The organism is Collinsella aerofaciens, assembly GCF_028206995.1.
In the GTDB taxonomy this organism is placed as follows: Bacteria; Actinomycetota; Coriobacteriia; order Coriobacteriales; family Coriobacteriaceae; genus Collinsella; species Collinsella aerofaciens_AQ.
In genome coordinates this window covers 127,139-140,444 of record NZ_JAQLFL010000002.1, presented here as the reverse complement: position 1 = coordinate 140,444, position 13,306 = coordinate 127,139, and the positions used below count along the sequence as shown (strand labels likewise).

Below are 13,306 nucleotides of genomic sequence, written 5' to 3'. Positions count from 1 at the left end.
ATCGTTTAACCAAACCAATGTTCAACTTCGGCGCGCGTGGGAATCGATTGCTGAGCGCCCAGGCGCGACACCGTCACTGCCGAGGCGCGAGCACCCGCGGCCATGCACTCAAAGAGCGGCAAGCCCTCTAGGCGAGCCGCCGCCAACGCGCCGATAAACGTATCGCCGGCGGCCGTGGTATCGACTACCGTACTCGAAAGTGCCGGCATGCGCAGCAGCTCACCGACATCGCCGAGCGTAACCGAGCCGGCACCGCCCAACGTGACGACCGCAGCTCCGGCACCCCTAGCGAGCAGGGCGTTGAGCGCCGCGACGCAGCTTGCATCGTCCGCGGGCAAGATTCCCGTCAGCACCTGGCACTCGGTCTCGTTGGGACAGACCAGATCGACCGCAGGCCAGACCTCCGCAGGCAGCTCGCAGGCAGGCGCTGGATTAAAGACCGTATAGAACCCCAGCTCGTGAGCGCAAACAAGCGCCTCGGCCGTCGCCGCAAGGTCACATTCGCCCTGGGCGATAAAGACGCTTCCGGCAGCCGGGGCAATCTCGCTGGCGTCGCCGTCGAGCTCATGGGCCACCAGACGCCTCAGCGCGCAGGCAACGTCCGCGCACGCAAGCGCATGGTTGGCGCCCGGTGACAGTATGATGCGGTTGTCGCCCTCGCAGCGAATGATGGTCGCCGTTCCCGTCTCCACGTCATCGCGATGCACTACAAAGTCACAGTCCACGCCGGCGTCTTGAAGCCCCGCCACGAGCGACGCGCCGAACGCGTCGCGACCGACAGCGCCGATCATGCACGTGCGCGCACCCATGCGCGCGGCGGCGACGGCCTGGTTAGCGCCCTTGCCACCGGCGTTGGTGATAAAACCGCTACCACCGACTGTCTCGCCCGCGCGCGGCATGCGCTCGCACGCCACCGAAAGGTCCATGTTCATGCTGCCGAACACCGCAACGATGCCGCGATCTGCCATGGAAACCTCCTCATCTGCGGGCTTTGCACCCACCGTCGACCGTCGATTGCGCGCCTTCGCACCTCTATAACTTTAGTTCACTTTGATGTGAACGCACCCTTGAGGTTGCGCCAGCAGCAAGCATTCACAGGAGCAGGCAGCTACAATGAATACGTGCTGATTATTCTCGTCATTGGATGATGTTTTATGGAACAATTCTCGCAATCGGGCTCGCGCGGTCGACGCCGCACGGGCAACGAGCCGGCGCCGCACGAACGCGTGAAGAGCGAACGCCGTGCCAACGAGCCGCGACGCACCGCGAGCCCCCATCGCGCTTCTGCCAACAACGCGGGCCGCGCCAACACTCCCGCCGCGGAGCAGACGCCTGCTCGCCCCAAGTCCCGCTACATCCCCGCCCTTGACGGCCTGCGCACGCTTGCCGTCGTCGCGGTGGTGCTCTATCACCTCAACCTCACGTGGGCGCAGGGCGGTCTGCTCGGCGTCACGATCTTCTTTGTGCTTTCGGGCTATCTGATCACACGCCTGCTACTCAACGAAGTCGCTAAGACCGGCCACATCGACCTCAAGAGCTTCTGGATTCACCGCATCCGTCGCCTGGTCCCTGCCGTGGTAACGGTAGTGTTTGTAACCTGCGCGCTGTGCACTATCTTTAACCACGTGATGCTCACCAAGATGCGTCCCGACATTCTGCCGTCGCTGCTGTTCTTCAACAACTGGTGGCAGATTGCCCAAAACGTCTCGTACTTCAATGCCCTGGGCGACCCCTCGCCGCTCACGCACTTTTGGTCGCTTGCCATCGAGGAACAGTTCTACCTGATTTGGCCGCCACTGCTGTTTGCCATGGTATCCATGCATGTGAGCAAGCCCAACACGCGCCGCGTGGTTCTGGGCTTGGCTGCTGTCTCCGCCATCGCCATGATGGTGCTCTATAACCCTGCCGCCGACCCCAGCCGCGTGTACTACGGCACCGACACCCGTGTGTTCTCGCTGCTGCTGGGTGCCTGGATGGCCTTTATCCCCGATCGCGACTTGGCGCCGGTGCGTCTCGCTCGTCGTTTGGGGCTCAATCGCCTAGCTGGCGCCGCCAAGCACGGCAAGAACGCCGAGGGCAAGCCTGGCGAGAAGGCCGACGAAGCAGCCGAGACCGCCCCGGCACAGCCGAGCGCCCTCGTGCGTTTTTGGTCCTCGCCCGCATCCATCGATGTGTTGGGCGTCGTGGGTCTGGTTGGCCTTGCCGCCATGGTCGCGCTCACCAACGGCTACACCGCGTTCCAGTATCGCGGAGGCACGCTGCTGTGCTCGATCCTCACACTCATGGTCATCGCGGCCTGCGTGCAGCCCCAGGGAATGGTTGCCCGCGCGCTGTCCGCCGAGCCGCTCGTATGGGTTGGCAAGCGCTCGTACAGCATCTACCTGTGGCACTATCCCCTGCTGTTGCTCATGAACCCGGTCGCCAACATCAACGATACACCGTGGTGGCAGTACATTTTGCAGGTGCTGTTGGTGGTCGCCGTGGCCGAATGCTCATATCGCTTTATCGAGACGCCGTTTAGGAAGGGCGCCTTTAGGCGCACCGTTGCCGAATTCCGCGATGGCACCACCACGCCCGCCAACTGGGCACGCACGCACGTCCCCGTCTGCGCAGCCTGCGCTGTCGTATTGGTCGTTGCACTGGGCGGCCTGATCTTTGTGCCCGAGACGTCTGCGCTGAGCGGCGAGGGCGCCGAAGTTCTGAACAAGGAAGCCAAGAACACCGCGCCCACCGACCAGCAGGCGGCCGACGACACCGACAAGGACAACGGCGGCTTCCCCGATGGCTCCTACGATCTGCTTATGATCGGCGACTCCGTGTCGCTGCGTGCCGTAGACACCTTTGACGGCGTGTTCCCGCACAGCCATATCGATGCCGAAAAGGGCCGCCAGTTTGATGCGGGGCGCGCGACATTTGAGGGCTATATCCAGCAGAACCTTGCCGGCAAGATCGTGGTCTTTGCCCTGGGCACCAACGGCTTGGTAACCGACGACCAGATCGACGCCATCATGGCCGATGCAGGAGATAAGCGTATTGTGGTGTTTGTGAACACGCGCAGCCCGCAGCCGTGGGTTGGCTCTACCAACCAGGCCATCGCCAACGCCGCTACGCGCTACAAGAACGTGCGCGTTATCGATTGGTACGGATACAGTGCCAACCGCAACGACCTGTTCGATGGCGATGGCACGCACCTATCGACCACTGGCGTGACTGAGTACCTCAACTTGATCCACGATGCCGTCAAGAAGGACCTGCCCGTACACCCCGAGGATCACGTCAACGATCCGCAGCCGGCAGCCGTCAAGTCTGCCACCGACGCACTCGTCAATGCGCTCGCTCTCAAGCCGCACAAGCTGGGCACCGACAAGTAACCTGCAGCGCAAACTTCCCACATCCGGAGGGGGTGTCTGCCACGGCAGACACCCCCTCCGGCAGTTAGGGACACTCCTGGCGCAGCCAATGAAGACCTCTACGGATGAATTCCAGGCCGCTCCGTCGCTCCAGACATCGTTTCCGCGCCTCGTGCCTGCCCCAAACAATCAAAACAAGCCCTTTTCGCCGCACCCTCAAAGGTCTGTGGGCAAAAAAGGGCAAATATGAGTACTGTTACCATTTTAGTAGCAGGCAAAACCACCCAAAATGACGTCCGAGCGACCCCTACAACCCCCTAAAGCAGCCAACCTGACTGGTTTAAGGCGTATTGGAGCCAATTTTAATGAACATACTAAAGGCTATGTTCATTATCTTTTAGGATGTAAATGCTATTCACTTAGCAACAGTACTCATATTTGGCATTTTTTGTCCATTGCTATATAACTAACACCCTATAGCAGACAAAAAACAGGCCGCAGCCCATCGCTGCGGCCTGTTCGGAAGCAAAAGTGGGCGTTAAGCGCTGTAGCCCATCGCCTGCAGAACAAACATGACGACCGTGAGCACCGTAATCACACCGATAGTCGCCCAAGTGAGCACATTCCACACGCGGCCGTTGCGGTTGGCACCCATAATGTGACGGTCAGCGGCAATAACCACCTGGAACACCAGAACCACGGGCAGTAGCACGCCATTGATGACCTGCGAGGTCATCATAATCTGGAACAGATCGACGCCGGGCATAAGCACCAGCACGGCAGAGATACCGATGATGGCCGTAATGATGCCGCGATAGACCGGAGCCTCGTCCCAGCTGCGGTCGGCACCGCGCTCCCAGCCAAATGCCTCGCAGATAGCGCTCGACGTAACGCCCGGCAGCACACAGGCAGCCAAGAAGCTCGCCGCGACCAGGCCCGAGGCAAACAGTACCGTGGACCACTGACCCGCAATAGGCTCCAACGCGCGGGCGGCATCGGCAGCATCGCTAATCTGAATACCCGCCGGGAACAACACCGTACCGGTCGTGATGATAATAAAGCCGGCAATGACATCGGCGGCAAGCGAGCCGCTCACGGTATCGATGCGCTGCAGCACGATATCGTCCTCGCCCGCGTTCTTATCGACCACGTTGTTCTGCGCCAAGAAAATCATCCACGGCGCGATGGTGGTACCGATCGTTGCGACCACGAGCGACACGTAGCTGGGGTCATTTTGAATGTTAGGCACGACCAGGTCGACCGCGACCTCACCCCAGTTGGGGCCAGCCATAAACGCGGCGACAATATAGGTCACGAACACGCAGCTCACCAGCAGCAGAATCTTCTCGATGCGCTGGAAGCTGCCCGACATGGTAAGCATCCACACCAGCAGCGCCACCAGCGGCACCGAAATGCTCGCCGGCACGCCAAAGAGGGCAAGGCCGCTGGCGATGCCCGCAAACTCCGAAATGGTCACAGCCGTGTTGGCGATCAACAGCGCCGCCATAGCAAGTACACTCTTGCGCACGCCAAAGCGCTCGCGAATGAGCGATGCCAGGCCCTTGCCCGTGACGCAGCCGCAGCGCGCCGCGGTCTCCTGCGTCACGATGAGCAGCACAGTCATGACGGGAAGCATCCAGAGCATCTTGTAGCCATAGCTGGCGCCCGCGCTGGAATACGTTGCAATGCCGCCGGCGTCATTGCCCGAAAGCGCCGCCAACAGACCGGGACCCATAGCGCCAAAGATGGCCGCGATGGTCAACTTTTGCTTGGTGCCCGACTTTTGCTTGGTATTTTGCACGCGACCACCTAGCCCATGACCGACATGGCGAGCAGCACCGCAGCGGCGCAGTACGCCACGCACGAGATCATGACGGCAACAACGTTCATGGCGGTGCCCGACGTGTTGAGGTCATGCTCGTCACGCCAGAACAGCACCATCAGGTAAATCACGGCGCTCATGTTGCCAACTAGGCAAATGATGGCAGCGATATTAAAGCACCCGGTAAAGAGTTGCTCCTCAAACATGGGCGCATCGGGGAACGCAGCGGTGCGCACCAGCTGGGCGCACAGGTAGGTCACGAGTGACAGAATCAGGCCCATGCCCGTGCTCTGGAAGAAGAACCCCAGATACGGCTTGGGCTCGTCGTCGTGACCGTCATACTCCAGGAAGTAGTTCTTGACGAACGACACCATGCGCGAGGCCGCCAGCAGCACGAGTGGCATGGCGCACATGGGGAACACCACCAGATGCGCGGAGCCGAGCGCCGTCCCCAGCACCGTTGCCATGATGCACGAGGCAATGCCCCACACGACAACCCAGTACTGGCGATGCACAAACCAGCTGAGCACGTTCGTCGAGTCGTCCGACGCGCTATCGCCCGAGCCGACACCGGCGATCTGCAGGTCCTCCTGGTGCTCCTCGGCGATAACGTCCATGGCGTCATCGAAGGTCACGATACCTAGGATGTGGCGGTTCTCGTCGCAGACAGGGATGGCAACCAGGTCGTACTTGGTCATCTCGTCCGTCACGTCTTCCTGGTCCTCGTCGGGCGACACATAGACCAGGTCGCGATAGGCCAGCTGTCCCAGCGTGGCATCGCGGTCAGCTACGATCAGCGTGCGCAGCGAAAGCACGCCCGTCAGCATGCCGCTCGGATCCTCGGTATAGACGTAGTAGACGCTCTCGAAGTCCTCGTCGAGCTCGCGAATCGCCTCGATGGCGTCACCGACCGTTGCCGTGGCGGGCAGGGAGACAAACTCCGAGGTCATGATGCGGCCGGCGGTGTTGTCCTCATACCCCAGCAGGTTACGAATCGCCTTCTCCTCCTTGACGCCCATCAGGCGCAGGAGCTTCTCGGCCTTCTCGTAATCGAGCTCGTCGATCAGGTCAGCTGCATCGTCCGGGTCCATCATGGCCAGCATCGACGATGCGTCCGTGTCGGACAGGCCCTCGAGCATCTCGGTCATAAGCTCGTCGTCATCGAACTCCGAGATGGCCTCGGCGGCCTGGGCAGTATCGAGCTGCGCAAACACCTGCGCACGTAGGCGCGGGTCGAGCTGCTCGATAATGTCGGCGATGTCGGCAGGATGCAGCTCGCCAAGCGTCTTGTGCGACACCGAGAGTTGAATGTTCTTGGTCGAGCGGTCGAGCAGGTCCATGTAGGACCAAGCGATGATGTCCTCACTGAGCGGCTTGCCCAGGTGCTTCATAAAGCCTTCGACGATATGCTCGAGCGCGGGGCTGATGGCGCGTAGCAGACCGCGGGCACCGACCTCGGCGCCCAGCAGACGCAGCTGATTTTCGCCCGACATGGAAAACTTGATGTCGTTTACACGCACGACCTTCATGCCCTGCGTGTCGACGATCTGCTTGTTGAGCACGTCGCGGGCAAGCAAGAGTTCGGTCGGCTGCAGGTACGAAAAACGGATTTCGGTGGCCGACGCCTTAAGGTGTACACCCGTCTCGTCGATACGGTCGACCCATTTGCGCCAGCTGATCATAAACGGCGTCTTGCCGGGACCACGGAACGCGAGCGACGTCACGTGCGGAAAAACTTCGCCGGTTGCAATGCCAAAATCGTTAACCACGCCGAGCTTTTCGCCGTCGACGTCCAAGACCGGCAATTTGAGCATCTCACTCAGATAATTCAATGGTGCTCCCCATCATTATTCCTGCGGACCGCGTGACCATGCCGGCACGCAATCCGTGGACTTTTAGATATGTATACGCATGCGCGGGCGGCACGCCGCTCGGCGCTCACACCCCGTGCACGCGCAGAAAGCACCTGCATGGGGTCATCGACTGTATGGTCGAGGTTTGGATTTCACCTGTAACCTTTCTCTTGACCCTCATTAACCGCAGTAACTATAGCATCAGCATCGCACTGCGGCACCGAATTTATGCGCTGCACATCGCAGGCATACCAAACGCTGACGTATCCGTGACATAGAGCCAGATGAGCACGGTGGGACAAAGCGATTAAGACCGCCCTAAACGACCAGTCGTTTAGGGCGGTCTTAATGACTACTCTGTGGTGTCGTCGTCCTCGGGGAGTTGGGGGAACACGGCGTTTTTGGGCATGGAAACCTTGGTGAGCGAGGTGAGCTTTTTACTCAATGCCGTGTCCGTCTTGACCAGGTCGCTGAGCGTCACGATCTTGTAGCCGTCGGCGACAAGGCCATCGATAATCTGCGGCAGCGCCTCGAGCGTCTGCTCGGCGCATTCATCGCTATCGGTGAGCAGCACAATATTGCCCGGCGTCATCGAGTCGAGCACGGTCGATACTTGCTCGTCGGCGCCGTTGAGCAGCCAGTCGCCCGAATCGATATTCCACGAAACCACGGCGGACACCAGGTCCATCGAGTCAATCCAGTTTTGCTCGTCAAACGCGGCGTAGGGGGCACGCAGCAACATCGTCTCGACGCCGGTCGCCGACTTAATCGCCTCGGTGCCCTTTGTGATCTGCTTGCGCACCGTCTCGCGATCCTCGCCCTTGAGCGAATCATCGCTGTAGCTGTTGGAGCCGACCTCGCACCCGGCATCGACAATCGCTTTGGCGGTAGCAGGCGAGGCTTCCGCAGCATCGCCCGAAAGGAAGAACGTCGCCGTGACGCCCTTTTCCTTGAGCACCTGCAAGATCTGCTTGGTCGCGCCGCTCGGACCCTCGTCAAATGTCAGGGCCACGTACTTTTCGTTACCCTTGGGCGCTACGCTTGCGCACTCGACTACGCAGTCGGTGGCGGGCACGACCTCGCCGCGGTCCTGCGTCTTGCCCGACTGCTCGCCGACCCATACCTCGGAGCGGCCCTGAACGCCCCAGGTTTTGACATACTCAATGGCACCCGTGCCCTCGACCTTAAGCTTTGGCTCGATAGTCGTGGCCTGGACCTCGTGCTTTTCGTACGCGTTGCGGCCGTCCTTGACCGTCACCTTCTCGCCACCCGTAAGCTCGCGGCTATCCCATTTGCCTTGCTTCACGCGCTTGCCGTCGACCTTCACCGACAGCTTTTCGCCGCCATGGCGCTTGAGCACGCTGTCGTCGACGGCCAGCAGATCGCCGGCGTCGTACGTTTCGGTCAGGCTTTGATCGTCGATAAGATTCTGCAACGTAGAGCCCACGCGCACCGCGGTCTTTTGCCCGTTGAGTTCCACGTCCACACTGCGGTTGACGTAGCCCACGACGGCAGCGATAAACAGCACGAGCGCGCAACCCACGGCGATGAGCGCATAGGGCAGGCGGGACGGTCGGCGCGGCGAGCGCCCGTTGCCGATGCGCGCGCTGCGATCGCTAAACCCACGGCTATGGTTGAGGTACATCGCGCCGGGCTTACGGCGACGTCGACGCTGACCGCTGGGCAGCTGCCCCAGGTCGCGGCGCGCCGTCGGACGCGCACCCGAGCGCCCGTTTAAGTTAGATCCGTTTTGGCGCATGTGCCCTCCCCCATAAACACAGCGAGCCGGAGCAACATGTCTCCGGCTCGCCTCCCATCATTTGGTACGTCGCTATTTGCTAGCTTTTGACGAGCCCCCGCTCGCCTTTTGATATTCGTCCTTAAAGGCCTTGAACATACCGCGCGTCTTGCCGAGCTGCTTGCCCAGTGCGCGGCTACCCTTGTCCACGGCGACCGACCCCTTGTCATCGAGCACCTTGGCGCCCTTCTTGACCTTATCGCCCACCACGACACTGGCCTCGGCAGCCTTAGCGGCCGCGCCGCCCGAATACCCGAGCGACTTGACCTCGTCCGAGACAATCATCGCGCCGTTCTCGTAGCCGCGCAGCATCGTCGGCGGCACCTGCGTGTCGCCCACCAACATGCTCGATGCGGCGCTGGCGGTCACATAGAACGTCTGCACAATGCCCGAGCGCGGCTTGAACTCAACGTCCGAGCAGTAGCCCACGACATCGCCCGATTCCGTGCGCACGTCCATGCCAACCCAGATGATGCAATCGTCCAGGTTGATATCGAGGCGCTTGGCCGCGGCGGCATCGTAGGTGCCCTTGACGTCGTCGACCGCGACAGCACCCTCGTAGACGCCGATGGCATCGAGCGCCACAAATCGGTCGGGGCGCTCGATCATACCCGCAATATCGGACTGGCGGACCATAAAGCCCACCACGCGCGTGCCGCCCGGGGTAAAGACGGGAAAGTGAATCTTGCCGAGCTTTTTAGGGCTGCGCGGCGTGCCGTCCTTTTTGGTGCGCTTGTCTTCGGCAGGCTTACGATAAACCTTGACGCCGACAAAATCCCCTGCGCGCATTATGCCTCGGTCGAGGGCTCCGTGGCCTCGGTGTCGGCCTCGGCGACGTTCTCGACTACGACGTCGGCAGCGGGCGTCACGTTGCCGCCCGAGATGGCGTCGTTGAGCTGCTCGCGAAGCTGATCCATGCGCTCGCGGGCCAGATCGACCTTGGCGCGCAGGTCATCGGTCTTGGCATCGACCATCGGACCAAAGTCGCTGACCGCGGCACGAGCCTCCTCGGCACTGTGCTCGTAGGTGTCACGCATGTTGTCCCAGGCATCGTTGGCGATATCGGCAGCCATGGCGCGGGTCTCGGCACCCGAGCGCGGGGCCAGAGCAACGCCGATGATAGCGCCGGCGGCAGCACCGAAAAGCGCACCGGAGACAAAGCTGAAAGTCTTTCCCATGATCATTCCTCTCCTGCGGGCACCTCGATGCCCACCGTTTGAATGCTGTCCATTATACCCGCAGCGCAACACTTGCCGTCGCGCTCATCTGCGTACGGTAAAAGCGCAGGTACATGATGGTGATAAGCGAGCGAACCTACTCCTGCGGCATGGCAGGCATGGCGACCGTGGCGGCCGGGTCCTCGCCGGCGCCATCGACCAGCGGCAGGTTGCCCTCGTGCGCCGAGCCGGACGGAGCCGTTGCCGCACCGCCAAAGACGGCCGCGGGGGCCTCGTGGTTCTCGGCGACCGCGCCCTCGGTATCGATTGGCATCTGCGGCTCGTCGTCAAAGCTCGGGACGCCTTGGGGCTCCGCAGACTCGGGCTCAACGGGCGCCTCGGCAACGGGCTCAGTGTCGGCGTCGGCAGGAGCGTCGCCCTCGGGCACATCCTCGGCCACGTCCTCGCCGCTCGCAGCGGCAACGGCCTCGTGCGGGTCCTTGCCCTCGGCCTCGGCACGCATGCCCAGCACCAGGTTGCGCAGGCCCGCGACCGTGCCTTCCACGTCGGGGGCCGGCTGGTCGGCGTGCAGGTACGCCCAGTCCATCATAAAGGTCGCCGACGACAGCGCGCCGATGGCCAACGCGTCATCGGGACACGAAAGCTCAACCTCAAAGACACGCTCGTCATGCTCGCTCACGCGCGTGCGGCCGCACGAGATGCTGCCGGCAAGACCGGTCTCGTTCATGAGCTCGACCGTCACGTGCTCCAGCAGGTGGCAAAGCTCGGTCTGGCCCATGCAGTCCTGGAACTCGCGACCGGAATCGCCCAGGCACAGGTGCTTGGCAATCGCCGGCACCAGGTAGTACACGCGCGCCGTGGCCTCGATATCCTCCGAGGTCATGAGCGGCATGCCGGGGTTCACCAGCACGTGCGCGCAAATCTTGTCCTCGCTGACGGTGACCTTAAGGATGTTGAACAGGCCTGCCATAACTCTCCCCTACTCTTCCTTGCCCTACTCGTCCCCATCGTGCGGATCCGCAGAGCCCGCACCCGACGCCGCCGGCTTCTCTGCCGAGGACTCGGAATCCTTCTTATCGGTTTCGGCCGGAGCGATCACGCGAATGAGCGAGATGCGCTGGCCACGCATCGACTGTACCTTGAACTTGTACCCCGCGACCTCAAACACCTCTCCGATGTCGGGCACCGAGTCGCAAAGCTCCAGAATCCAGCCGGCGATGGTCTCATAATCATCGCTTTCCTCGAGCGGCCAACCAAGCTCAATCGCGTCATCGCACGAAAAACGCCCATCGACAAGCCACTCACGGCGCGAAAGGCGCGTGAGGTACTTGTTGTCGGGATCGAACTCGTCCTCGATCTCGCCGACGATCTCCTCGACGATATCTTCGATGGTGATGATGCCGGCCGTGCCGCCGTACTCGTCCACGACGACCACGATCTGGTCGTGCGAGGTCTGCATCTCGGACAGCAGCGGCAGGATGTCCTTGGTATCGGGCACAAAGGTGGCGTCGCGCAAAAAGCCGGCGATGGGCTGGTCGCCCTTGCCGTCGAGCGCGGGCTGGATCAGGTCCTTGATGTGCGCAATGCCCGCGACATTGTCGGGGTCCTCGTGATAGACGGGGATGCGGCTGAAGCCGGTCTGGCGCATGGTGGACAGCACGTCGGCGACCGTCTCGTCGTCCTCGCACATGGTGGTGTCCACGCGCGGGACCATGACCTCGCGGGCAACAGTGTCGCCCAGGTCGAAGATCTCGTGGATCATGCGCTTTTCCTCGTCGAGCAGGTCGTCCTGCTCCGAGACCATGTACTTGATCTCTTCCTCCGAGACGTTTTGGCGGTCGTCGGCGCTCTTGATGCGCAGGATGCGGGCCAGGCCGTCAGAGCAGGCGCCAGTCAGCCACACGAGCGGGCGGGCGATCTTTTGGAACACGGAAAGCGGCCCCACGACCTGCTTGGATACGCCCTCGGCGTTAGCGAGGCCGATGCGCTTGGGCACGAGCTCGCCGATCACAATGGACACAAAGGCGACGGCGACGGTGATGATGACCGGCGCCAGGCCGCGCGCGATGGCGGAAAGCGGCGCGATGCCAAAGCTCATGAGCCACGTGGCAAGCGGGTCGGACAGGCTCGTCGAGGCGACGGCAGACGAGGCGAAGCCCACGAGCGTGATGGCGACCTGGATGGTGGCCAACAGCTGATCGGAGTCGGCGGCGAGCTGGACGGCGCGCTCGGCGCGCTTATCGCCCTCCTCGGCATCGTGCTCCAACACGGCGCGCTTTGCCGTGGTGAGAGCCATCTCGGACATGGAGAAGTAGCCGTTGATAAGCGTCAGGACGAGCGTGGTAATAAGGGAGATGGTTATGTCCATCGGGAGTTTCTCGAACCTCCAAGATTCGGGACGTTAAGGTAAAACGTTGATGGCGGATACGGCAATTGCGCCGGTCGCCCGTGCGAGCGGGGCCGTGGACGCGGTCGCTAGATTACGAAGAGGATCACCGCCATGAACTGGAAGATACTGCCGGCGAGCACCCACAAGTGAAACACACTGTGCAGATAGCGCACGTTTTTGGCGATATAGAACGGCACGCCCACGGTGTAGCACACGCCGCCGACGGCGAGCAGGGCAAGCGCGACGGGGTTCAGCAGCGCCACGAGCTCGGGCAGTTTAAAGACGACGAGCCAACCCATCAGCAGGTAGACCAAGCCGCTTACCCAGTGCGGCTGGCGCTCGCGCATAAAGCACTCGAGGGCGATGCCGATAATGGCGATGGCCCACACGGCAAAGAACAGCGCAGGGCCGCCGTCGTTTGCGAGCGTGATGAGGCAAAACGGCGTATAGCTGCCGGCTATGAGCAGGTAGATGCAGCTGTGGTCGATGATGCGAAACACGCGCTTGGCGCGCGCGGGCTGAATCGCGTGATAGAGCGTGGAGGCCAGATATTCGAGAATGATGCTGACGCCATAGACAATCGCCGCGGCCATGTGGGCCGGGCCTCCGCCGCGCAGGGCAGCGAATACGATCAGGAGCACCAAGCCCGCGATACCCAGCAGGCAGCCGACACCATGGGTGACGGAGTTCATGATCTCCTCGCCCACCGTGTACTGCGGAACGGCCGCGGTCTTAGGTCGCGGCTTAGAACTGTCGCTCGAATCGGACATGCCGGTTACATCCTCCAACGTAAAGAATTCTCAACACTATATCAAAGCGTCTGGGTACGTGCGAAATTTGCACCATACGTGACCCTTTGTTTACCCATTCTTTGCCTGTTGACGCATCAACGGCGAACGTCCATAATGCGCTTGCA

The 13,306-nt window shown here is 61.7% G+C and carries 10 protein-coding genes; 1 reads left to right on the top strand and 9 read right to left on the bottom strand.

Annotation, left to right across the window (positions count from 1 at the left end):
* Positions 1-5 precede the first annotated feature (5 nt).
* Positions 6-968: a ribokinase gene (locus tag PMX60_RS02495; protein ID WP_271746761.1), complete on the bottom strand. Its 963-nt coding sequence runs from the start codon at positions 966-968 to the stop codon at positions 6-8.
* A gap of 186 nt (positions 969-1,154) precedes the next feature.
* On the opposite strand from PMX60_RS02495, the gene PMX60_RS02490 reads away from it, so the two are divergent.
* A complete protein-coding gene (locus PMX60_RS02490; protein ID WP_271746760.1) occupies positions 1,155-3,371 on the top strand; it encodes an acyltransferase family protein in 2,217 nt (738 codons plus the stop codon).
* A gap of 517 nt (positions 3,372-3,888) precedes the next feature.
* Here PMX60_RS02490 and PMX60_RS02485 read toward each other — a convergent pair.
* The 8 genes from PMX60_RS02485 to trhA form a co-directional block, all read right to left on the bottom strand.
* Complete coding sequence (locus tag PMX60_RS02485) at positions 3,889-5,085, bottom strand: Nramp family divalent metal transporter (protein ID WP_006235731.1); 1,197 nt, start codon at positions 5,083-5,085, stop codon at positions 3,889-3,891.
* Between the two features lie 74 nt (positions 5,086-5,159).
* Positions 5,160-7,004 carry a magnesium transporter gene (locus tag PMX60_RS02480; RefSeq protein WP_271746759.1) on the bottom strand — a complete coding sequence of 615 codons (1,845 nt, stop codon included), beginning with the start codon at positions 7,002-7,004 and terminating at the stop codon, positions 5,160-5,162.
* A 373-nt stretch (positions 7,005-7,377) separates the two neighbouring features.
* The gene (locus PMX60_RS02475; protein WP_271746758.1) at positions 7,378-8,784 is read right to left on the bottom strand and encodes a polysaccharide deacetylase family protein; all 1,407 of its coding nucleotides are present in this window, start codon (positions 8,782-8,784) and stop codon (positions 7,378-7,380) included.
* 72 nt (positions 8,785-8,856) lie between these two features.
* Complete coding sequence (locus PMX60_RS02470; protein ID WP_271746757.1) at positions 8,857-9,612, bottom strand: PRC-barrel domain-containing protein; 756 nt, start codon at positions 9,610-9,612, stop codon at positions 8,857-8,859.
* Positions 9,612-10,001 carry a YtxH domain-containing protein gene (locus tag PMX60_RS02465; RefSeq protein WP_195568958.1) on the bottom strand — a complete coding sequence of 130 codons (390 nt, stop codon included), beginning with the start codon at positions 9,999-10,001 and terminating at the stop codon, positions 9,612-9,614. The genes PMX60_RS02470 and PMX60_RS02465 overlap by 1 nt, the downstream gene beginning before the upstream one ends.
* Before the next feature lie 136 nt (positions 10,002-10,137).
* Positions 10,138-10,971 carry a cyanophycin synthetase family protein gene (locus PMX60_RS02460; protein ID WP_271746755.1) on the bottom strand — a complete coding sequence of 278 codons (834 nt, stop codon included), beginning with the start codon at positions 10,969-10,971 and terminating at the stop codon, positions 10,138-10,140.
* Positions 10,972-10,995: 24 nt separating this feature from the next.
* Positions 10,996-12,369, bottom strand: a complete 1,374-nt coding sequence (locus PMX60_RS02455; protein ID WP_022094555.1) for a hemolysin family protein — start codon at positions 12,367-12,369, stop codon at positions 10,996-10,998.
* Positions 12,370-12,476: 107 nt separating this feature from the next.
* Positions 12,477-13,160, bottom strand: coding sequence for a PAQR family membrane homeostasis protein TrhA (gene trhA / locus PMX60_RS02450; RefSeq protein ID WP_271746753.1), 684 nt, complete (start codon positions 13,158-13,160; stop codon positions 12,477-12,479).
* Between the last annotated feature and the right edge of the window lie 146 nt (positions 13,161-13,306).

What these genes read in the sequence shown, in the direction of transcription:
- trhA (WP_271746753.1), bottom strand. Translation starts at nt 13,160, where the DNA reads ATGTCCGATTCGAGCGACAGTTCTAAGCCGCGACCTAAGACCGCGGCC.
- PMX60_RS02490 (WP_271746760.1), top strand. Translation starts at nt 1,155, where the DNA reads ATGGAACAATTCTCGCAATCGGGCTCGCGCGGTCGACGCCGCACGGGC.
- PMX60_RS02475 (WP_271746758.1), bottom strand. Translation starts at nt 8,784, where the DNA reads ATGCGCCAAAACGGATCTAACTTAAACGGGCGCTCGGGTGCGCGTCCG.
- PMX60_RS02460 (WP_271746755.1), bottom strand. Translation starts at nt 10,971, where the DNA reads ATGGCAGGCCTGTTCAACATCCTTAAGGTCACCGTCAGCGAGGACAAG.
- PMX60_RS02455 (WP_022094555.1), bottom strand. Translation starts at nt 12,369, where the DNA reads ATGGACATAACCATCTCCCTTATTACCACGCTCGTCCTGACGCTTATC.
- PMX60_RS02485 (WP_006235731.1), bottom strand. Translation starts at nt 5,085, where the DNA reads ATGGGTCCCGGTCTGTTGGCGGCGCTTTCGGGCAATGACGCCGGCGGC.
- PMX60_RS02470 (WP_271746757.1), bottom strand. Translation starts at nt 9,612, where the DNA reads ATGCGCGCAGGGGATTTTGTCGGCGTCAAGGTTTATCGTAAGCCTGCC.
- PMX60_RS02495 (WP_271746761.1), bottom strand. Translation starts at nt 968, where the DNA reads ATGGCAGATCGCGGCATCGTTGCGGTGTTCGGCAGCATGAACATGGAC.
- PMX60_RS02465 (WP_195568958.1), bottom strand. Translation starts at nt 10,001, where the DNA reads ATGGGAAAGACTTTCAGCTTTGTCTCCGGTGCGCTTTTCGGTGCTGCC.